Below are 21,056 nucleotides of genomic sequence, written 5' to 3' on the forward strand. Positions count from 1 at the left end.
GATACAAGCGCCCCAACAAAGTGTTCACCTTTTCTTTATGCACACACGAGGCTGCAGGCTCTGGTTTGGACGTGGGTCCTTTTTGTTCAGAACAATAGTTTTGGTATAGTAGCAGGAAAGGAGGATATGTGGCTACGGATTATCCCCTCAGAAAAAAGGGCACCACGCCGTTTCCGGCGCAGTGCCCTTTCCGTATTCGCCTTACAGCATAACTCCTAAAAGAGAAGAAAGCCTTTTAACTCTTTACTCCTCAGTCGCAACGCCTGAAAGCTCAAACGTCACTGTACTGACTGGATTAAACCCATCGTCCACGTCAAGTTCGAACGTCCCTGTCGCAGTTCCAGAAGCTGTTGGAGAAAATGAGATCACAATCTCTTCTCCTTCTTCTTCCTCACCCGTTGGGGCGACAGTGAGCGGAAAGGTTGGGGACTCAAGGTCGAAGACTTCAGATCCTGGCGTCGCCCCTTCAAAAAAGGATGGCGCCGACAGATCCACAGGCTCGGTTCCACTGTTTACGACATTTATGACGACCTCCTCGGTCTCTCCTACGACCGCCTCGAAGTCAAGAGTAGCTTCTGAAAAGCTAATTTCTCCAATGGACCGAGCAGAGAGGGCGATTGATTTCGTCGTGGGTTCGGGCGATTCATTTGTTACGTCGAAGCTAACGGTTCCGTCGTATATTCCCACTGCCGAAGGGTTATATGTCACCTGAACCAGTGCTGCCTCGCCTGGAGCAAGGCTGAAGGGGGGGGCAAGTTCGTCTCCTGCTTCGAGCCCTTCCTCGCCCGAAGATGGTACAAAGAAACCATCAAAGGTGAACTCTGCTCCTTCTAAGGTTACATCTTGTACCTCAGTAGCACGCGTTCCCGTATTCTCAATAACTGCAAAGGACGTTTCAGTTTCGGATGAAGCAACGTTTCCTATTGCGATGTTGGGAGATACCTGAACATCAGCGGAGCGCGCAACCGATACGATTGAGAACGTTTTGAGATTTTCGGCTGCAATGATTTCCCCACTTGCTACATCCTGTAGCTCAATGGTGAGCGCTCTTGCACTTCCCGGCGGAAGTTCTGCATTCAGCACCTGAACTGCAACCTGCCCAAAGCTTTCTCCAGCTGGAATTGTGAAGTCTGTTCCATTAGGAAAGCTGTAATGAACACCTTCCTGAGCGGAAGTCTCTTCTTCGTTTACAACCACACTTGCTTGAATGTCTTGGTCTTGCTGAGGACCAATGAGGTTTACCTGTAGACCGAGAGTGCCAGCACCATCAAGCAACTGAACAGAATAACTACCGCTTACCTGCTCAAATTCTAACTGCGGAGTATCATCGAATGCACCGCCTATCTCATCAAAGCATCCAGTGAGCACGACGCTGCTTGCAATGAGAGCAGCCCCAATAAGATGTATGTATCGTTTAACGTTCATGGATTATCTATGTAATAGGTCTTTGATAACGGAAAAGGAACTCAGCGCTTGGAAGGCGTGTGCTTGGGCCAGCAGCTTACTGGCCAAGCACACTCTCCCATCGCTTTTTGATATTAGTAGCCAGGATTCTGCTCCAACCCAAATTCAATAAACTGCGAGTTTGGTATCGGGGCCAGAATACGAAAGTTGTCTGCTGGCAGATCATTGAGCGCACGCTGCTCTTGAGGCTTAGGAATGTCCATGCCTCGGCGCTTCAAATCGAAGAAGCGATGTCCCTCAAATAGAAGCTCAATGCGACGCTCATCCATTATAGCGTCAAGCAGATCGGAACCCGAGGCTGTAATATCAGAAGCATTTCGCGCACTGCGCAAAGCGTTAAGTTCAGACCGAGCGCCGGCTTCATCTCCCTCCTCATACAGCGCTTCAGCACGTATCAGGTGCATCTCGGCCACTCGGATAAGCGGAATAGGATCTACATTTTGTGCGATAGCTCCAGGGAACTTATTGAGGTATACCACTGGCCCTTCACCATCTTTAAACCCATCGACAAAGAGCTCCAGACGCACGTCAGAAGGCTCATGTAGGCTCCGAACATCCTGTGTTGGAATGACCTCAAAGCTGAACTGTTGTCCTTCATCACCAATGGTCAGTGCATCAAGAGCGCCGTTTGCGCTTGTTGCATCGCCATCCGTCCCTGCGGTCATTGGCATCTCCAAAATCGACTCGGGGTGTGTAGTGCCTGTCCATGCGCCTACAAAACCATCGGCTGGTACGAGCGAAAGCCCTGAGGCATCAAGCGCATTCTGTGCTTCACTTGCTGCAGTGCCCCAGTCTTCCAGATAGAGAGCGACACGCGCACGAAGTGCATGAGCAGCCGCAGGTGTTGCAAAGTTTTTATTGTTTACCTGCCCACCTTCTTCCGCGCTGCTAAGCAAAGCGATAGATTCGTCAAGATCAGCAACCACCTGGTTGTATACCTCTTGGTTAGTGGCACGTGGCAGCACCACGGCGTCTTCTGAGCTTCGCGTCGGCGTCAGACGCAGCGGAGCAGCAAGATTGAACCCGCCCACTTCACGGCCTGGTTCGTATCCTTTTGTGCGTGCCAGATCAAAGTAGTTTAGGGCTCGCAAGAACCGAGCTTCTCCCTCAATTCGATTGCGGACGGCTTCTGGATTTACAGCCGTGATCTCAATGTCGTCAATCTGAGCAAGAATCAGATTTGTCTCGTTGATCGCTGCGTACGGGTTTCCCCAGGTATTCAGGTGCGCGCCCTGTGTATTCGATACAGGGTTAGGATATCTGTTTGAATTCTGCTGTGTAGCGTTGATCCCGTCAGCAAGAGCATCAGGATACAGCATAAACTGCTGACCGTAACGGGTTACCTGTTGCAGACGATCATATGTGGAAATAAGGAGAGACTCAAATCCTTCGACGGATTCAAGCGCCTGTTCTGGGGAAACACTTTGCTCGGGCTCAACCTCATCGATTGATATCAGGTCGCAAGCCGCAACGGTCAGCAAAAGCGCCACAGACATTGTTAGTAGCGATATACGCTTCATCATAATAGTGGGTATTAGTTATATGTTGAGAAACAGGAAGGAAGCTGAAGAAGAAATGGTGTGCCTGATGGAGGCAAGAGTAGAACAAGCAAGTAGTTGCTCAGCTTGTCTCTTGCCCCCAGTCATGGCACATCGGTCTACGCCTTCTCAGCTCCTATCTGCTAAAAGGTCACTTGCAGCCCAGCCGTAATGCGACGCGACTGTGGAAACTGGCCAAGCGCAGTTCCGATGACTTCTGGGTCAGGTCCCGTAAAGTCCGTGATCGTTGCCAGATTCTCTCCTTGCAGGAAGACTGATGCACGACTCAACTGAGCGGCATTCAGAAGCTCTGTAGGAATCTGATACGAAAGACGAACTTCTTTCAAGCGAATGTACGAAGCGTCTTCCATGAAGCGCGTTGAGAAGATGCCTTCACTTGCTCCATCGAGGTAAGCACCACGGTACAATTTCGGCACTGCCGTAACATCGCCCGGTTCTTGCCAGCGGTCAAGCACACGGGTCGAGCTGTTAAAGTCAAAGCTCGACACGTCTGAAAAGAATGCATTGTTGTTGAGCGTCGTTCGTCCATAATCATACTGGATAAATACGCTTAGCGCTAATCCGCCGTACGAGAAGCGATTCGTGAGCCCTCCAAAGAAGTCGGGCTGCAAGTTACCCACCAGCTGCTCATCAGAAGCGCTGGGGATGTACGTGAGGTTACCGTCTTCATCATAGTACATGGGACGACCATTAGCCGGATTGACGCCGGCGTACAGCGGCTGACGGTACTGCCCGACAGGTTCACCAACTTCGAATACGAGCCCACCTGATGTGATCTCGTCTTGATCATCCGTCAGTGAGAGAACCTCTGAACGCTCAAAGGCGATGTTGAAGTCGGTGCTCCACTGGAAGCCACCAACATCCAGATTCAACGTCGACAGCTCCAATTCAATTCCCTCGTTACGGACTTCGCCTACGTTTTCGGTAATGCTCCCGAAACCGCTATCGGCCGGCAGGCTCCGACCAAGGAGGAGTTCTTGGCGGTCGCTACGATACACATCGAATTCTCCACTGATGCGGCGATTCAAGATTGAGAAACTGAGACCTATATTTGTCTCTTTGTTCTCTTCCCATGTCAGCAACGTGTTGCCAAGGCTGGACGGACGAATCCCGGGACGCGCCCCGTACTCACCACTTCCGATAAAGAGCTGGCGCGCGGCGAAGTTACCAATTTCACTGTTTCCAGTGACTCCATATCCGGCACGAAGCTGCAGGTTATCGACAAACCCGATGTCATCCATGAAAGACTCATTCGAGATGCGCCAGAAGCCAGACACAGTGCCAAACAGTCCCCAACGGTTTTCCGCACCGAAGCGAGAAGATCCATCGTAACGGAGCGTACCACGAAGCTGGTACGTGTCGTCGTATGTGTACTCACCGTTTGCAAATCCGCTCTGGACGCGGTAGCGAGAACGGGCGGAGTTCACGCTGTTCGGTTCGGCTGCGCTCTGAAGGGTCCGGAAAAGAAAGTTTGGAAATCCTCTGCCGTTGGCACCGTTTAATTCAAAAGCTTCCTGCTTATACTCGGCGCCTAACAACCCGGTAAAAGCATGCGTTTGATCAAAGACGCGGTCAAAGGTCAAACTTTGACTGATGTTGAAGCTCGTGCGACGATCAGCAAATACAGTAAGGCTTCCGCCAACACCTTGATTCTCAGGAAGTCGCGGATCGAGATAGCTCTCTTCACCTGTATCTTCGTGCTGAAGTCCTACATATGTACGAGAGAAAAGACCCTCGCCCCACTCAACATTCGCAGCTGCACTGGCAACAATTTGGTTCGCGTTTGATTCGCGCGTATTGAACGTTTCCTGAGCTACTGGATTCCGATCAAATGTACCTCCAAAAAAGGCAAATCCGCTATCCGGATTTCCCGGCTCATTGTAGATAGAAAGCGTTGGTTGGATAAACTGAGCCGACCAGAATGGACTATTGATAAATGGCCCATCTGAAATTGTACCGCTAATGTCTGTTGTCGTCAGGTTGATACTCGACTCCAACGAGATACGGCTTGTGGCCTGATGATCCAGATTAGCTCGCAATCCACCCTGGCGGAAGTATGACTCTATGATTTGACCTTCATCCCGCGTAAAACGCCCCGAAATAAAGAAGGAGGTTCGCTCATCGCCACCACGCAGCGACATGTTGTAGCTCTGCGTGAGGCCCGTCTGGAAAACAGCATCTTGCCAGTTGGTATTGAGCAAGTCGGGATCGTCGGGGTCACCAAAAGCCCCTGCCGCTGCATTACGAGCACTTTCACGCACAGCCTCCGTGTCACCAAAGCGATCAACTTGGAAGTTGACAAACGACTCAATCCGGTTCTCTGCCCACTGCGGACCACTGAGAACATCAAAGTCTTCGATTTGATCAACCGTTCCTATCTGAGTGCTGAATGAGATCTCAGTTGGGCCGGGCTGTCCACGCTTGGTAGTAATTAAAACCACCCCGTTAGCAGCCTGGGCTCCATAAATAGACTTCGCGGATGCATCCTTGAGAACCTCGATTGACTCAATGTCCCCCGGATTAATCGCATTGAGAGGGTTTCCGTTCGCAAACCCCAACTGGCTGGTATTGGAGAACTGGACTCCGTCAACGATGATCAGCGGATCTTCTCCAGCGGTGATGGATCCTGAGCCACGTATCTGAAACTGAAGACCGGCGCCAGGCTGCCCACTGGCCGACGTAACGCGGGCACCAGCAATACGTCCTTGAACCGCTGCATCTGCACTCCGTGATGTTACCGTTTCAATGTCTTCTGAACTAACACGTCCAACTGACCCTGATTCCACACGGCGGCGCGTCACTCCATATCCCTGAACCACAATCTCACCGAGCTGTGACTCAGACACATCGAGCTCGAAATCTGCTGTAATCGTCTCTCCAGCGATAATTTCTACCTCACGCTCAACACGCTCAAATCCCACAAAAGAGACCGCTAACGTGTATGTGCCTTCAGGTGCTCTTACCGTGTAGGTACCGTCAGATCCTGTAGCGGCTCCAATTCCAAGTGCCTCAATCTGCACCGTGGCTCCTGGCAGAAGCTCCCCAGTATCTGCTTCTGATACGGTACCTACTACTGTACCCTCTTCCTGTGCGAACACGAGCCCCGGCGCCAATAGCAGCACCGTCAGCCCGCATAAGAGCTTTGTAGCTAATCTATTCATGATGTTGATTTCTTTATCGAACGAAAAAGTGATGAGCGACAGCAACTAACGTGCCTCACTCAAAAGAATCCGCAACACATTGCCAACTCCTTTCAAAACATCTGCCAGCTTTTTCCAAAGCAAGCTAAAGACAGCTGATGAAAACGCATATGCTTTGTGCTTTCATGTAGATGCGTTAGAAGATTGACGATTTACAAGTTTTGTAAAGTGATCAATCTAAGCTTAGTTAATTCTGAAGTTACCAATACGCTATGCATTCACATTAACATTAATACCCAGAACCTTCGCCATTATCAAGGGCGCGTGTACTGAACCGTATGTTACTGAGGAACTGTAGGCGCAAAGAGACCCGATTAACACAAAATTAACTCAAAGATCTTCAAAGAAGATCTGAATCAAACGTCAGTAAACCCATTTGAACTCTTCTCCCAAACACAGACAAATAGCACCTATGCAACTGAAAACCCCGATGTGCTTGTTGAGCAGATCGGGGTCAGGTATCGTCAGCTATATGGGGAATTTGCACAGACTTACCGGCACAGGCAGGTCGCTCACTCAGGTTTGACCATGCCCTGCGAACATCTCTGTTCTACAGAGTGCTTGCCCGATACGACTACCCGAGGTAGAGCGTGGTCGCATAGATGAAGTAGACTGTAAGTCCAATGATGTCGTTCAGGGTAGTCACAAACGGCCCCATCGCACTGGCCGGGTCGATGCCCAGCCACTTCAATGCGAAAGGAACCAGCGCTCCGTTGGTCGTAGCCAGTACAATCACGGTGAGCATGGTAGCTCCAAGCGTCAGGGCCAAGAGGGGCACGTCGCCAAGCTGGAAGACGAAGACGGCGATGCAGAGCAACGCAGCAAGCACGACGCCGTTTATCAGAGCCACGACCATCTCTTTCAGGATGCGCGCGCCTATGTCTCCCATCCACAAGTCGCCCGACGAAAGCCCCTGCACGGCGATCGCCGCACTCTGTACGGCGGCGTTGCCTCCCATCGCCGTTACGATCGGGATGAACATGGCAAGCACGACCGCTTGCTCCAGCGCCACCTCAAACCCACCGATCACGGAGCCGGAGAGCCCGGCCCCAAACAGCCCAACCAGCAGCCAGGGCAGCCGCCCTCGACTTACCCGCCACACGGTGTCATCGGGCTGCTCGATGCCCGACCCCCCGCTCATGATCTGGATGTCTTCTTCAGCTTCCTCACGAATCACATCAACGACGTCGTCAATCGTGATCCGCCCAACCATCCCACCCGTTGAATCAACAACCGGCATCGAGACCAGGTCGTACCGCTCCATGATGCGGGCAACTTCCTCGCGGTCTATGTCAGTTGGCACCGAGATAAAGTCCTCGTGCATCACCGTGCGCACCGGGTCTTCAGCAGGGGCAAGCATCAGGTCTTTGAGTGAGACCACCCCCTCCAGCCGATCGTTGTCTCCAAGCACGAAAACCGAGTAGATGTCGTCGATGTCTGTAGCGTGCGCACGCACGGCCTCAATCACATGCTCAAGCGTCCAGGTCGGTGGGACGGACACAAACTCGCGGGCCATGATGCCGCCGGCGCTCTCCTCGTCGTATTCGAGGAGCGCAGCAACGTCGTGCGTATCCTCAAGATCGGGGAGAACGTCGAGGGCCTGGGCATCGGACATGTCGTTGAGCACGTCCGCAGCGTCATCGGTGTCGAGTGCGTCGATGAGCACGCGAAGGCGCTCGGCCTGCAGGTCTTGAAGTACGGCAGCGCGCTGCCCATCTGTCAGCTCAACGAGCACGTCGCTCGCCTGCGCGTCGGGAAGCCAGGCAAACACCTTGTACGCCTGCTCCTCCGAAAGCCGCCCCAGAAGCTGAGCCAGATCAGCCGGGTGCAGGTCAGATGTCAAGTTCAGCACCATGCCATGCTGGTCCGCCTCGACCAGCACGGCTACATCCTCAACGAAGTCAGCATCGATCTCAAGCATTCCCAGCCGTCTCTGAGAGGAAGCCTCCGTAGTAGCAGGACGATTCATAGGATGCGGTCTACTCATTCATGAAGTTTCGGGGACGATGCACTGGCATGGCTGTCGGCATCAAGCGAACGGGCCAGCTCTACGAAGTCTTCGGGGGCAAGCGCCTCAGCACGACGGCGGCCCCAGTCGTTCGGAAGGGATACGCCAATATCTTTCGACCACGGGCTTAAACTGTTTCGGAGCATCTTACGACGCTGGTTAAAGGCCGCTCGTACCAGCGTACGCAGCCACTTCGGGTCGACCCCAGGAGCCGATGCGGTACCGTAAACGCACCGGACCGCCGCGCTTGTTACGTTCGGTTGCGGACTGAACACGTGCCGTGATATGTTGAAGAGGTGCTCGGGCGCGGCATACAGCTGCATGATCACGCTCAGGATTCCGTACGCTTTTGTGCGGGGGTCTGCAACCAGACGCTCCGCCACTTCTTTCTGCATCGTAAGCACGGCTTCTGCCACATGCGACCGCGCATCCACAAGCGCAAAAAGCAGCTGGCTGGTGAGGTAGTACGGGGTGTTGCTAATGACGTAGACCGGCCCTCCTTTCTCTTCGGCCAGGGCAGGCCAGTTTGCGTTCAGCGCGTCCTCCTGACGCACGTCAACGGCCGGAAGCTTCTGGTTCAGGTATGCAACGGCCCGGTCGTCAACCTCAAGCGCGGTGAACGTGTCGTAGCGCGCGTGCAGCAGTTCCGTTAGCGCCCCCGTGCCCGGCCCAATCTCCACAACATGCGCGTCAGGGGGCGCCTGTAACGCATCTACAATCTTGCGGATCATGTTGGGGTCGTGCATGAAGTTCTGCCCGAGGCTTTGCTTCGGACGGAAAGGAGCGTGCTCTGCCATAGAACAGGGGGTTGTAGAGACAAAAGCATGGGGGAAGCGAACCGCATGCAACCAAGACACCGGCGACTCGCATCCCCCCGAATAGTAAAGCGCTACCGCAGGTGGGTACGGCGATTGCGAACGTAATCCTCAAATAGGAAGCTGCCCAGGTCGTCGAGCGACGCGTAGTAGGCGCGTCCGTGGTTGGCTTCGGTGAGGTCGCGCACGAAGTTTTGCAGTTGCGGATCGCGCGCCACCATAAAGGTGGTGATGGTGATGCCCTCGCGGCGGCACATCATGCCTTCGTCGAGCACCTTGTTCACGATACGGCGATCGAGTCCAAACGCGTTTCGGTACATCCGCCCGTTTTCGATATGACAGCTGGGCTTGCCATCGGTAATCATGAAGATCTGCTTGTTGCGATTCTTGCGGCGATGCAAGATATCACGCGCTCGCTGCAGCCCGGCCCGCGTGTTCGTGTAGTAGGGCCCCACCTCCAGATACGGAAGGTCTTTCAGGTCGACCTCCCAGGCTTCGTTGCCAAACGCCACAATATCTAATGTGTCGTCTGGATAGCGCGTTTTGATGAGCTCGGCAAGCGCGAGAGCGGTCTTCCGTGCGGGCGTAATGCGATCTTCTCCATACAGGATCATCGAGTGCGACAGGTCGATCATGAGCACGGTTGCCATGGTCGACTGGTGGTCGGTCTCGTGCACGCGAAAATCGTCCTCGCTGAGGTGCCAGTCCGCCCCGATGCCACTGCGCCGAAACGAGTTAGCCAGCGTACCTGTCACGTCAAGGCGATTCACGTCATCGCCAAACGACCATCGGCGCGTTTCCGGCAGCCGTTCTTCGCCCTGGCCCGGATGGGGCGTACGGTGGTTCCCCCGCCCGTCCTTGCGCAGGTCTTTAAAGACACGCTCCAGCGCCCGCTCGCGCAGCGCACGCTCGGTGCGCGCCGTGATCTGGACAACCTGGCCGTCTTCATCATCGCGCAGGTAGCCGCGCCGTTTGAGCTCTTCGACAAAGTCGCCAATGCCCTCGTCATACCCCTCGGTCAGGCCATACTGCTCATCAAGCTGTGTAAGCCACTGCAGCGCCTCGCCCGCATCACCGGCGGTGTGCTGCAAGAGCTCCTGAAAGAGCTCGTTGAGCTGGTCAAAAAGCGGACGTTGGTCTCCATGCCGGGCGTCGTCCCACGCCGTGTACTGGAAAGAATAGGCCATTGTGCGTGGTGGAGCAGGTCGTAGATCCGTCTATGTATGTCTATGTGTGCTGCTTCTTGCAACGCGCATTGCAGAACAGGTGTTCGGGGGCAAGGGTGCTCTGTTACGTTCAAGCCGTGTGCAGTATGCAATGCGCAGTATGCAATGCGCAGACATATCTTTTGGGATGCGAGACGTGTGGAGCAACACGGGGCTTGTAAATGCGAACAGCCCCCTTCGCGAACTCCCGAAGAGGGCTGCTCAACATATGTGGGTTCCTATACTTCCGCGCAAGCAGGCTTTACTGCATACGGTTAGTTACTCAAGCTGAACTGAACCCAGACGGTCGTACGTGCCGCAACGGCACGTCCGCTCACGCGTGCGGGTTCGAATTCAGCATTGCGCACTACGCGCAGCGCTTCGCGATCGCATCCATAGCCGATGCCTCGAATAAGATCGGCTTCGCGTACCGATCCATCAGGATTGACAATCGCCTGAATATACACTCGGCCTTCAACCCCACGGCGCTGGGCACGCTCAGGGTACGAGGCGTTGCGTGTGAGTGCCGCGAGCCCTCCAACCGGCGATGGCTCTTCGTCGACCACCGTATAGATGCGTTCGCCTGTTTCTTCATCCTGTTCGCTACGCTGTGCTTCACGCTGGCGGCGCGCCTCAGCCATCTGAACTTCCTCGTACTCGCGCTGGGCCTGCTGCAGCCGCGCAACGATCTCATCGTCGTCGGGATTGATCTCGTAGGCCTGCCGGTAGAGCTGCACCGCCTCCTCGTAGTTGCCCTCTTGCAGCGCCTCATCGGCCTGTGCACGAATCTGATCAAACTGCTCAAGTTGCTGTTGCTGTTCAGCCAGAAGCTGCTCGTTCTGGCTCATCATGTCTTGCAGCTCGGCATGGTCAGGGTTAATCTGAACGGCTTGCTCAAAAGCCTCCTGGGCATCGGCATACCGTCCGGTCTGCATGAAGCGCTCGGCGCGGTCGAGGTGGCGCTGGAACTCGCTTTCTGACTCTCGCTCGGCCAGTTGACTCTGCACGGTAGACAGGCGGTCTTGTGCAAATGGATCGCCGGCGCGGTATTCCAATGCGTTTTCGTAGTTGCGCTGTGCCGCCCCAAGGTTGCCTGCGCTAAACTGCTCCTCAGCCTGTGTGATGTAGAAGTCGTAGAGCTCATCCGGACCAAAGGAACTGCCGCCCTCGTCTCCACCGCCACTACGCGCCTGAATCAGATTGCGCTGCTGTTCACCTACCTCTGCGATCATCATCTCGGCGTCCTCATCGCCGGGCTGCTGGTCGAGCGCGTTGTAGAACGCGGCCATTGCCTGGCCATAGATCCGGTTTGCTTCCTCGAAGTTCTCGCTTTCAAGGAAGCTATTCGCACGTTCAAAGAGCTCTTCGCCCCGTTCCATGTGCTGGCGATAACGGGCCAGTTCGCCCTCTTCCTGCAGCTCACTGATGCTGCGGAGCTGGTCCAGCACGTACTCGTCCTCTGGACGGACCTGCAGCGCCTGGTTGTAGAGGTTTTCGGCCTGGTCGTACTCGGCCTCGGCAAAGAGCGAATCGGCATTGGCCCGGTAGTCGGCGTAGGTCCCTGTTGGCCCTGCATCGTCACCACCAGAAGCGAACCAGATTCCTCCGCCGAGACCAATCAGAAGCAGTGGAATACCGATAAGCAGGGCCGTCGACATGCTCGACGATTCTTCTTTTGTCTTCTGCGCCCGTGCGGGTTGCCCCCCACTTGCCGTGGTGAGCACTTCGATCTCTTCATCGTCTTCTTCGATCTCTTCTTCGATCTCGGCGTCAGCCTCCACCGGGATGATCGCGTAGGATGCTTCGGTGCTGTCGTAACGCTCCGACGATTCGACCAACGCCTTGCGCAACGCATCAACAGACTGAAGACGCTTAGACGGATCAACGACGAGTGCCTCGATCAACACCTCGCGCACGCCCGGAGAAAGCGACACCTCGGCATCTTGCAAGAGGGCTTCGAGGGGGTCTTCCCCTTCGAGCCGCTCGCTGGCCTCTGGGATCGGCTGGCCGGTAACCATGTTGCAGATCGTAGCCGCAGCAGCATACACATCGGTCCAGGGCCCCTGGTTAGCCCGTGGCGTATACTGCTCAATAGCGCTGTAACCCGGCTGGCGCACCAGGTCGAGCTGGTCAGAGGTGCGCGCGATCTGGATCTGGGCTCCTCGAAAGCCTGTGAGCAGCACGTTCCCTTCCCCAAGCAGGCGGATCGTTTCCGGGGATACGCCACCGTGGTAGAGGCCGGCCTCGTGCGCTACATGGAGCGCCTCAAGAATTGGCACCATGATCATCAGAGCCGCCTTCTCAGGAAGACGCCCTTTGTTTTCAAGCCCCTTCGAAAGCGACATGCTCTGCTGATGCGGACGCGCCCGGTACACCGTACCGTTCGCCTCGAATACATCAATGTTGCCTGGCAGGGCCTCATGACTGAGCCCGGCCAGCACCTCAGACTCCTTGCGGAAGTACCCCAGTCCGGAATCAAAGAGCGACTCAGCATCTTCGCCTCCCGTGACTTCAATGGATGTCTTTCCCGACTCGCGTTTAGCCGAGTTAACAGGGAAGTACTCGCGGATAACGAACTGCTCTTTCGAGTTTACGTCTTGGCCGAGATACTTAATATCGAAAGGACCCGGATCACCAAGCGTACGCTTGATAGAATAGGTCTTATTGAGAACCGTGAGCGGAGCCAGCTCCATAGCGTGCGCTCGAATGCGTGAGGGGGGTGGCGAAAGTGTGCGAGTCTGCCAGAGCACTACAGAAGCAGATTTTCCGCAACGATGCGCGTGCTTTGCAGAAGCAACATCAGACTCTATATTTGATTGCTATATAACATAGTACATGTCATCGTAACGTAATGCAAGAAGGTGAGTCTCTTTTTTGTAATACTACCCTGTACGTGGTGTGCGACATGTGTGATGTGCAGTATGCACAGCAGCAGCGCAATTTCAGGCGATAAAGAAACATGCCGGTGGCCCGACCGGGGATATCCGGCGAGGCGGATACAGATATATCGGGGCACCGTTCGTCTAAAACATGCCTTGGTTAGAGGACGGACTCAGCGACGGGTGGTCACGTAGGGGTATGCATGCTGAAAGATGTGCCTGTTACCAACGAAAAAAGCGCCTTGACGTGCAGGTCAAGGCGCTTTCTGGTACCGCGTACGGGATTCGAACCCGTGTTACCGCCGTGAAAGGGCGGCGTCCTAGACCAGACTAGACGAACGCGGCATTTCAGTATGTAAGGGTGACCGGAGGGATTTGAACCCTCGGCCTCCAGGACCACAACCTGGCGCTCTAACCAACTGAGCTACGATCACCATGTTGCGCTCACGGAATAAACACGATACAAGGCACTCTGCTTTTTTGCAAGGCGCTTACCGTGAAGCCGCTGTGCATTGCTTTTAAAGCTATCTTGTAGCTTGAAGCTTTCCGAGTCTTAATCTGGCACAGCAGACTCTCCGTCAAGGCATACACATTGACGCTGCCCCCCTATCGGTGTTCCGAGTTCACAAATCACTCATGGGAAGCTGTCATGAAGCATCGAGCTGTGCGTTAACATCAACCATCTCGATCGCTGCGAGTGCAGCCTCTTCGCCCTTATTTCCAGCTTTCGTACCGGCCCGTTCAATAGCCTGCTCAATTGTATCCGTCGTGATCACGCCGAAGATTACAGGGACTCCGGTGTCTACGGAAACGGTCATGTTTCCACTGGTTACTCCCGAGCACACATAGTCAAAGTGAGGTGTGGCTCCACGGATAACAGCCCCAAGCGTAATAATGGCGTCGTATTGCCCTGAGGTTGCCATTTTTTTGGCAAGTACCGGTATTTCAAGCGCTCCCGGGCAGTAGGCCACAGTCGTTTCGCTGACATCGGCTCCGTGCCGACGTAAGGCACCGAGCGCGCCCTCAAGAAGCTGCTCTGTAATGAGCTCGTTGAAACGGCTTACGATGATTCCAAAGTTAGCGTCCTCAACGATGTGGCGTCCTTCGATGCGGTTGGGCATATTGTATGCAGCTGATGGTCGATAAGAATGCAGAAGCTGTTACGTGCAGGCTGATGCGATTCGTTCCCAGCCACGTCGCGAAAGTCCGGTGCGTCCCGGATACCGACTCTCGGTCAGCGGGCCGTGAAAGTCGGATCCGCCCGTTACGTGCAACCCGTGCGACCGGGCGCGATTCCGGTAGTAGGCTTCGAGCGAGGCATCGTGGGATGGGTGTACGCACTCAAGTGCGTCAAGACCCGCCTTGATCATGCCGCGGAGCACGGTGCCTGGCAGCCAGTGCCCCGGATGCGCGATCGATGCCACGCCTCCAGCAGCCTGTATCTGATGCATCACGGCAACTGCATCAACAGTAGGCAGGGGTACATAGCCCGGCTCTCCGTCGCCCAGGTACCGCTCAAACGCCTCGTTAACCGTATCCACCACCCCTGCCTGCTTCAGGGCCGCCGCAATGTGCGGACGCGCAACAATCTCTTCGGGAACTTGCTCGGTTACGTCCTCCCAGGAGATAGATAGACCGCACTTCTCGCGGAGGCACTGCACGATTTCTTGGCCCCGGGTGCGGCGGGCTGTTTTGTAAGCATCAAAGTGACTACGCAGTGCCGCGTCGTTCGGGTCAATGCCATATCCGAGCAGGTGCAGTCCGTGCCCTTTAAAATGCACCGTGCACTCTACTCCTGCCACAACGGTAAGCGACGTCGACGCTGCCGCTTTCTGGGCGGCCTCTATCCCGGCAACGGTGTCATGATCTGTCACGGCCAGTACCTCTATCCCTGCATCACAGGCAGCTGCCACCAGCTCGTCGGGGGCAAGCCGTCCGTCTGAAGCGGTGGTGTGGGCATGCAGGTCGGCATAAATCATACGGATGCGGAGCGCAGGGTGGAGAAAGCGGGGACGTTCGCATCCCCCTGAACCGTACCCTACTGACGAAGTTTACCCCTGTGGTTTTTTCTCACTGAGTTTCTTCTTTGTATGGACCGGCTTTGGAGCCCCTGGCGTGCGGCGTATGTTGAGAATGCAAATGATCGTCCAGATCTGGATGCGGGCGAGTCTATCTTCTCGCATCTGGCACGCCAGGATAACGACCGCGAGAATCTGATTCTATGGCGTGGCGAACAGGTATTCGTCATTATGAACCTGCATCCATACAACAACGGCCACCTGCTCATCTTGCCCTACCGGGTTGTTGCTGAATACGATGCCCTGACAGATGCTGAGCGAAGCGCGCTCGCGCAGGCGGCCAATCGGTGCGTGAAGTGGCTCCGCGAGGCGCTTCACCCCGAAGGATTTAACATGGGGATTAATGTAGGACGTGCCGCCGGGGCCGGCATTCCGGAGCATCTACATATGCATGTAGTGCCTCGCTGGAGTGGAGATACGAACTTCATGCCCGCGACCGGCCAGACGAAAGTGATTCCTGAGTCGCTTAGCGATACCTACGCAAAGATCCACGCCGTCATCGAGGCGGACCCGGATGCCTGATTTGTGCCGATAGCCGGTACAGCCTCTTAATTTCCTCACCGTCTGCTTCATTTAACCGATACGTCTGACTATGTCTGACGCCTCCCTCGATGTACTTCGCGACCAGACCGATGCGTACGTCTTTCACCACGTGCACCCTCGCGTCCGATTTGGGACCGCCAGCGATCGGTACGCAGGCTGGATCGGCCAGGTGTATCCTGAGGAGGCTGCTTCAGAAACGACCTCGCAGTCGCGCACCCTTGGCGGGGAGTCTTATACCATCGACAAGGTCCCGATCTCTTACGCGCCGCACTACTTCGATCATTTCTCGGTGCTGGAGATCGACTTTACGTTCTACCACCCCTTGCACGACGCAGGGGACCCCACGCGTACGTTTCACACGCTGAAGCGTTATGCCGACGCGGCCCCCGGGAGTGCGCGGTTCTTGCTCAAAGCCCCTCAGCGCTTCAGCGCACGCACGCTTCGTTCCAACACCAGCAACGGACCCCGATACACGACGAACGCTGACTATCTCGATGCGGAGGCGTATGTAGATACGTTTCTGGATCCTGCCCGTACGCTCCTCGATAATCGCCTGGCGGGTATTATTTTTCAGCAGGAGTATCAGCGCAAGCGCGACAGCCCGCCGCCTCATGCATTTGCGGAGGAGCTTGATTCGTTTTTCAGCGCGGTGCCTACCGAGGTCCCCACACACCTCGAAATACGCTCTGGCCATCTCTTGCAGCCTGTCTATTTTGACTGGCTTAACACCCGCGGTCTCGGACACGTCTTCAGCCACTGGAACTGGCTCCCTATGATTCGTGAACAGTGGAACCGCTGTGGGGGACGCTTTACGCAGGGCGACAGCACGGTTGTAAGTCGCCTGCTCACGCCGCGCGACATGCCCTATGCCGAAGCGTTCAAACACGCCTATCCGTTCGACAAGCCCGTGCCAGCCCTCTCTGAAACCAGACAGGCCCGCGATATGGTGCTTGACGCCACCGCGCTGGCTTTTCAGGCTGAGCAGCAAGATACCACCCTCTATCTCATCGCCAATAACCGGGCCTGGGGAAACGCGCCTGACCTGGCGCGCACCGTTGCGCATCGTATTTTGGATGAGCGAGAAAAACGATCATGAGGCGCGTAGCTACAGCGGCGACTTTGGGGCACCATGCTTCCTGCTCGTCCTTTCTGTTAGTCCTTCCTACTCATCAAGGAAGTCCTGCAGGATAAGCGCCGCGGCTGCTGCATCCACCCGGCCCTTGTCGTACCGGCCGGGCTGCCGTACCCCCGCATCGCTGAGTGCCTGCTGGGCCAGCTCTGATGTATTGCGTTCGTCGCGTTTATCGACGAGCACCGAGGGCAGCACCTCCCGAATCGCATCGATGCAATCCTGTACAGCCTCGGTCATTGCTCCGGCGGTACCATCTGGCTCCAAGGGCCAGCCAACGACAATGCGTGCAATCCCGTGCTTGCTGTGGATAGCTTGCAGCTCATCTATGAGCACCGAAGGGGGTACGGTGCGATGTGGACGTGCCACCATGTGGAGCGGATCTGAGAGCGCAATTCCTACTCGTTTGGTGCCGTAGTCGATGCCAACAAGACGTGGTGGGGTTTCAAGCACGGTGTTCAAGCACGGTGGTGTAGGGCTAACCGGACGTAGTTGATACGTGATATGGCTGATACGTGATATGGCAACGTCGACGAGAGGCTTCGCAATGCACATGATTAACACGGTGCCCACAATGAACATGACGAAGCAAGGACAGGCGCTCTGGTAGCGCCTATGGTTTGGCGTATCTGTAGACGCTACATGATTGATATCGGGTTGGTACCAGCCTGCTATCGCCGATCTGCATGCTCCTGCAGGCCGTTGTCCTACTCATCCTCCTCGTCGAGGTGCTTATCGGCACTGCCTTCTGGAATTTCGTAGCCCAGTTCATGCAAGGGGGTCTGGAGCACCTCACGGATACGTTTGCCTGGACGAAAGTGGGTCTTTCGCCGGCTGTGCACGAACACAGTCTCGTTGGTTTTGGGATTGCGTGCCTTGGGCTTTGCTTTCGTTTTCTTCACCTCGAACACGCCAAAGTCGCGCAGCTCAATGCGCACCTCTGGATCAGCCTCGGCAAGGAAGTCGCCCATCGCGTCAAGCACCGCGTTGACCCACGGCTCGCTCTTATAGACGGGGGTATCCATCTCCTGCGCAACACGACGCGCAATATCTTTTTTTGTGATGGTTTCAGTACGTTCTGCCATGGTACCAACGTAGCTTGTGAGACTGAATCGATGAGTTGGGCTAACATACTGCAGGTAGAATGCCTGCTACGCAAGGCAGGCGCATAACTATTAAGGTAGGTTATTCTTCAAAACGATAGACCCCGTGAATGCCGTCAATCCGCTTCAGGCGTTCCATGAGGCGCTTTAAGTGCTCCAAGTCGCTCACATGAAGTACGATCGTCCCTGAAAAGATACCATCCTCCGAGTCAATAGTTATAGACCGAATATTCGTCTTTAAGTTCTTGGAAATCACGGTTGTCAGGTCATTAACCATTCCGACTCGGTCTTCCCCGACAAGACGCAGGGCTGCGCCAAACTGCACATCGTTCTGATGGCTCCAGTCTACCTCGAGGATACGGTCGGGGTGATTTGCAAGCAGATCGGGCGCATTTGGACAGTTGGAGCGATGGATGTTGATCGACCCAGAGCGACTCACGTAGCCGAAGACCTCGTCCCCCGGAATCGGATTGCAGCAGGCTGCATAGTTCACAGCCAGATCGGTCTGCAGCTCACCGTTGATAAGTAGGGCCTGCTTGCCCGACGTCTGAGCCGCATCCAAAAACCGCTCGTACTTCTTTCGGAGCTCCTCTTCGTCAGCCTCTTTGGCAGCAGCTTCGTCGTTCTTGGCTCCCAGTTTGATCCGGTCGATAAGCTTCTGAGGCTCGTAGAGCCCGCTTCCGATCTCGTAGAACAGCTGCTGAAGATCCGGAAACTTAAGCTCGTGCGCTACCTCTTGAAGGTCTTGGTCGCTAATCTCTACGTTAGCGCGACGCGCCTCTTTCTCCCAGATCTCGCGGCCGAGCTTCGAGGTTTTGCGGCGCTTCTCATTGGTCCAGTGGCGAATGCGGCTGCGCGCTTTGTGCGTAACGACAAAGTTGATCCAGTCCGGATTGGGTGATTGCTTTTTTGAGGTAATTACCTCTACCTGATCGCCGCTTGCCAGCTCGCGCGAAAGGGGCACCATCTTGCCGTTGACCTTTGCACCGATGCACTGCATGCCCACTTCGGTGTGCACCTTGAAAGCAAAATCGACGGGCGTTGCCCCCTGTGGAAGCGTCATGAGGTCGCCCATTGGGGTGAAGACGTAAATCTCTTCGTCGTACAGATTCAGCTGAAACTCCTCGACAAACTCTGTTGCCTGTTCAGGCTTGGGACTGTCGAGCAGGTCGCGAACCCAGTCGAGGAACTGGTCCATCTCCTCATCCGAACGGTCGCCCCCCTCTTTGTATTTCCAGTGCGCAGCCACACCGCGCTCGGCCACTTCGTGCATCTCTTTCGTGCGTACCTGTACCTCTACGCGCCGCCCTTTTGGGCCAAGCACCGTAGTGTGCAAGCTCTGGTAGCCGTTCGACTTGGGAACCGATATAAAATCTCGAAAGCGCTCTGGGAGCGGCTTGTAAAGATCGGTGACAATGGAGTAGATTCGCCAGCAGTCCTCCCGCCCTTTCTTTCCGCTTTCATCAAGCACAACGCGAATCGCAAAAATATCGTAGATCTCTTCAAGCGGTTTATTCTGCCGCTTCATCTTCCGATGAATGGAGTAGATATTCTTGACCCGCCCATAAATATCAAACGTAAAGCCCTCTGCCTCAAGGCGCTGTTTCAGCGGCTCGGTGAAGTATGCGATGTACGCCTCCCGCTCCTCTTTTCGGTCGGCCAGGCTGTTCAGGATGTGGTGATATGAATCGGGGTCGAGTACCTTCAGCGACAGGTCTTCGAGCTCGCTTTTGACCGCGAAGAGTCCAAAGCGATGCGCAAGCGGGGCGAAGAGCTCTTTCGTTTCGCTTGCCTTCTTGAGTTGCTTCTCTTTAGGAAGCGCCTCGATCGTGCGCATGTTGTGCAGCCGGTCAGCGAATTTAACCAGGATGACGCGCAGGTCGGTCGCCATCGAAAGCATGAGCTTACGCACGTTCTCTGCCTGGCCAAGCTCTCGACTCGCAAATACCCCGCTAATCTTGGTAAGTCCGTCGATGATCGTTGCGAGCGTATCGCCAAACTCTTCACGGATGAGGCCAATCGAAAGGTCGGTATCCTCAACAACGTCATGCAAGAGCGCAGCCGCTACGCTTACATCGTCAAGACCTATATCGCGCGCCACAATGTCTGCAACCTCCATTGGATGCGCAATGTAGCGCTCCCCCGAAGCCCGCCAGTGGTGCCGATGCGCCCAGTAGCTAAGACGGAACGCACGCCGGACCATGTCTTCGTCTACGTTGGGCAGATGCGTACGGCAGTGCGCAAGTAGGCGCTCCAGACGAGCCTCAAATTTCGGCTCAATAGAGATGTTGGCCTCTTTCAGAACGGAGGAGGCTTGAATCATAAAATGCTGTATAACCCCGTGAGTATAGATGCGTTGCTATTCTATACGATGCTTGTGTTCGCGGGATTCATACGAAGCGCTCTGTTAGGAGAAGACACACTCGCGCTTCCGCCGAGCAACCGGTTCCAACGAGAAAAGCGAGACAGAAGCGGTTTTGCTTCCATCTCGCTTTTGTTTTTTTGACGTCGTTGTGGTCGGCTAAGCAGGGATCCAGACGAGGTGTGTCTCGCCTGTATAATAAACTTTTACCTGCTACCTACACGACACGGAGTACTACTCTTCATCATCGTCACGGCTTCCCTTACCGCTACCGCGGCGCGTGCGCGACCCGCTGCTGCTTCCGCCTGCTGTTGACGGGGGAACATCGTTGTAGTCGACAAGCTCAACGAGCGCCATCTCGGTGCCACCGTTGTTGCGCTGGCCCAGCTTGATGATACGCACGTACCCGCCGGGGCGATCGCCTACTTGCTCTGCGATTTCGTCAAAGAGCGTGGTTACAGCTTTCTTGTCTTGCAGGTAGCGGAAGACCTGGCGGCGGTTGTGCTCGTTGTCTGTTTTTGCTCGCGTGATGAGCGGCTCAACAAACGGGCGCATCGCCTTTGCTTTGGCAATGGTGGTGCGGATCCGTTTGTGCTCAATCAGCGCGTTTGAGAGCGCCTGCAGGGTCCGTTTGCGGTGCGCGCTGGTGCGCCCTAGCTTGTGGCGTTTTGTGCGGTGTCTCATGACAATCTATAAACCAAAAGTAATCGT

The 21,056-nt window shown here is 55.2% G+C and carries 14 protein-coding genes, 2 tRNA genes and 1 pseudogene; 2 read left to right on the plus strand and 15 right to left on the minus strand.

Annotated features, from left to right (window positions below):
• Positions 1-243 precede the first annotated feature (243 nt).
• The 11 genes from ACZ48V_RS12970 to ACZ48V_RS13020 all read right to left on the minus strand — a co-directional run bounded on the left by ACZ48V_RS12970 (position 244) and on the right by ACZ48V_RS13020 (position 15,109).
• Positions 244-1,425 carry a choice-of-anchor D domain-containing protein gene (locus ACZ48V_RS12970; RefSeq protein ID WP_464539775.1) on the minus strand — a complete coding sequence of 394 codons (1,182 nt, stop codon included), beginning with the start codon at positions 1,423-1,425 and terminating at the stop codon, positions 244-246.
• A 113-nt stretch (positions 1,426-1,538) separates the two neighbouring features.
• Positions 1,539-2,987 carry a RagB/SusD family nutrient uptake outer membrane protein gene (locus ACZ48V_RS12975; protein ID WP_464539777.1) on the minus strand — a complete coding sequence of 483 codons (1,449 nt, stop codon included), beginning with the start codon at positions 2,985-2,987 and terminating at the stop codon, positions 1,539-1,541.
• A gap of 158 nt (positions 2,988-3,145) precedes the next feature.
• Positions 3,146-6,184 (minus strand): SusC/RagA family TonB-linked outer membrane protein, encoded by a 3,039-nt coding sequence (locus ACZ48V_RS12980; protein ID WP_464539779.1) that lies wholly within the window; start codon positions 6,182-6,184, stop codon positions 3,146-3,148.
• Positions 6,185-6,797: 613 nt separating this feature from the next.
• The gene (mgtE, locus tag ACZ48V_RS12985) at positions 6,798-8,192 is read right to left on the minus strand and encodes a magnesium transporter (protein ID WP_464539780.1); all 1,395 of its coding nucleotides are present in this window, start codon (positions 8,190-8,192) and stop codon (positions 6,798-6,800) included.
• Positions 8,193-8,206: 14 nt separating this feature from the next.
• Complete coding sequence (gene rsmA / locus ACZ48V_RS12990; protein WP_464539782.1) at positions 8,207-9,028, minus strand: 16S rRNA (adenine(1518)-N(6)/adenine(1519)-N(6))-dimethyltransferase RsmA; 822 nt, start codon at positions 9,026-9,028, stop codon at positions 8,207-8,209.
• A 92-nt stretch (positions 9,029-9,120) separates the two neighbouring features.
• On the minus strand, positions 9,121-10,233 hold the full coding sequence (locus ACZ48V_RS12995; RefSeq protein WP_353564484.1) for a vWA domain-containing protein: 1,113 nt from the start codon (positions 10,231-10,233) through the stop codon (positions 9,121-9,123).
• A 293-nt stretch (positions 10,234-10,526) separates the two neighbouring features.
• On the minus strand, positions 10,527-12,944 hold the full coding sequence (locus ACZ48V_RS13000; protein WP_464539784.1) for a TonB family protein: 2,418 nt from the start codon (positions 12,942-12,944) through the stop codon (positions 10,527-10,529).
• 453 nt (positions 12,945-13,397) lie between these two features.
• A tRNA-Glu gene (locus ACZ48V_RS13005) sits at positions 13,398-13,475 on the minus strand.
• Positions 13,476-13,490: 15 nt separating this feature from the next.
• Positions 13,491-13,564 (minus strand) — tRNA-His (locus ACZ48V_RS13010).
• 213 nt (positions 13,565-13,777) lie between these two features.
• Positions 13,778-14,251, minus strand: a complete 474-nt coding sequence (ribH, locus tag ACZ48V_RS13015; protein WP_353564235.1) for a 6,7-dimethyl-8-ribityllumazine synthase — start codon at positions 14,249-14,251, stop codon at positions 13,778-13,780.
• 39 nt (positions 14,252-14,290) lie between these two features.
• Positions 14,291-15,109, minus strand: coding sequence for a PHP domain-containing protein (locus tag ACZ48V_RS13020; RefSeq protein ID WP_464539786.1), 819 nt, complete (start codon positions 15,107-15,109; stop codon positions 14,291-14,293).
• A 111-nt stretch (positions 15,110-15,220) separates the two neighbouring features.
• Here ACZ48V_RS13020 and ACZ48V_RS13025 point away from each other — a divergent pair, with 111 nt between their 5' ends.
• Positions 15,221-15,730 carry an HIT family protein gene (locus ACZ48V_RS13025; protein ID WP_464539787.1) on the plus strand — a complete coding sequence of 170 codons (510 nt, stop codon included), beginning with the start codon at positions 15,221-15,223 and terminating at the stop codon, positions 15,728-15,730.
• Between the two features lie 70 nt (positions 15,731-15,800).
• Positions 15,801-16,847, plus strand: a complete 1,047-nt coding sequence (locus tag ACZ48V_RS13030) for a DUF72 domain-containing protein (RefSeq protein WP_464539789.1) — start codon at positions 15,801-15,803, stop codon at positions 16,845-16,847.
• A gap of 66 nt (positions 16,848-16,913) precedes the next feature.
• Here the strand turns inward: ACZ48V_RS13030 and ruvX are convergent, their stop codons facing one another.
• The 4 genes and pseudogenes from ruvX to rplQ form a co-directional block, all read right to left on the minus strand.
• The gene (gene ruvX / locus ACZ48V_RS13035) at positions 16,914-17,342 is read right to left on the minus strand and encodes a Holliday junction resolvase RuvX (protein WP_464539791.1); all 429 of its coding nucleotides are present in this window, start codon (positions 17,340-17,342) and stop codon (positions 16,914-16,916) included.
• 245 nt (positions 17,343-17,587) lie between these two features.
• Positions 17,588-17,965 (minus strand): HU family DNA-binding protein, encoded by a 378-nt coding sequence (locus ACZ48V_RS13040; protein WP_464539793.1) that lies wholly within the window; start codon positions 17,963-17,965, stop codon positions 17,588-17,590.
• Between the two features lie 100 nt (positions 17,966-18,065).
• Positions 18,066-20,306 carry a RelA/SpoT family protein gene (locus ACZ48V_RS13045; RefSeq protein WP_464539795.1) on the minus strand — a complete coding sequence of 747 codons (2,241 nt, stop codon included), beginning with the start codon at positions 20,304-20,306 and terminating at the stop codon, positions 18,066-18,068.
• Positions 20,307-20,582: 276 nt separating this feature from the next.
• Positions 20,583-21,029, minus strand: a pseudogene (gene rplQ / locus ACZ48V_RS13050) (50S ribosomal protein L17); the annotation flags it as partial.
• Positions 21,030-21,056 lie beyond the last annotated feature (27 nt).

Source organism: Longimonas haloalkaliphila, assembly GCF_055379825.1.

What these genes read in the sequence shown, in the direction of transcription:
- ACZ48V_RS12970 (WP_464539775.1), bottom strand. Translation starts at nt 1,425, where the DNA reads ATGAACGTTAAACGATACATACATCTTATTGGGGCTGCTCTCATTGCA.
- ACZ48V_RS12975 (WP_464539777.1), bottom strand. Translation starts at nt 2,987, where the DNA reads ATGATGAAGCGTATATCGCTACTAACAATGTCTGTGGCGCTTTTGCTG.
- ACZ48V_RS12980 (WP_464539779.1), bottom strand. Translation starts at nt 6,184, where the DNA reads ATGAATAGATTAGCTACAAAGCTCTTATGCGGGCTGACGGTGCTGCTA.
- mgtE (WP_464539780.1), bottom strand. Translation starts at nt 8,192, where the DNA reads ATGAATCGTCCTGCTACTACGGAGGCTTCCTCTCAGAGACGGCTGGGA.
- rsmA (WP_464539782.1), bottom strand. Translation starts at nt 9,028, where the DNA reads ATGGCAGAGCACGCTCCTTTCCGTCCGAAGCAAAGCCTCGGGCAGAAC.
- ACZ48V_RS12995 (WP_353564484.1), bottom strand. Translation starts at nt 10,233, where the DNA reads ATGGCCTATTCTTTCCAGTACACGGCGTGGGACGACGCCCGGCATGGA.
- ACZ48V_RS13000 (WP_464539784.1), bottom strand. Translation starts at nt 12,944, where the DNA reads ATGGAGCTGGCTCCGCTCACGGTTCTCAATAAGACCTATTCTATCAAG.
- ribH (WP_353564235.1), bottom strand. Translation starts at nt 14,251, where the DNA reads ATGCCCAACCGCATCGAAGGACGCCACATCGTTGAGGACGCTAACTTT.
- ACZ48V_RS13020 (WP_464539786.1), bottom strand. Translation starts at nt 15,109, where the DNA reads ATGATTTATGCCGACCTGCATGCCCACACCACCGCTTCAGACGGACGG.
- ACZ48V_RS13025 (WP_464539787.1), top strand. Translation starts at nt 15,221, where the DNA reads ATGGACCGGCTTTGGAGCCCCTGGCGTGCGGCGTATGTTGAGAATGCA.
- ACZ48V_RS13030 (WP_464539789.1), top strand. Translation starts at nt 15,801, where the DNA reads ATGTCTGACGCCTCCCTCGATGTACTTCGCGACCAGACCGATGCGTAC.
- ACZ48V_RS13040 (WP_464539793.1), bottom strand. Translation starts at nt 17,965, where the DNA reads ATGGCAGAACGTACTGAAACCATCACAAAAAAAGATATTGCGCGTCGT.
- ACZ48V_RS13045 (WP_464539795.1), bottom strand. Translation starts at nt 20,306, where the DNA reads ATGATTCAAGCCTCCTCCGTTCTGAAAGAGGCCAACATCTCTATTGAG.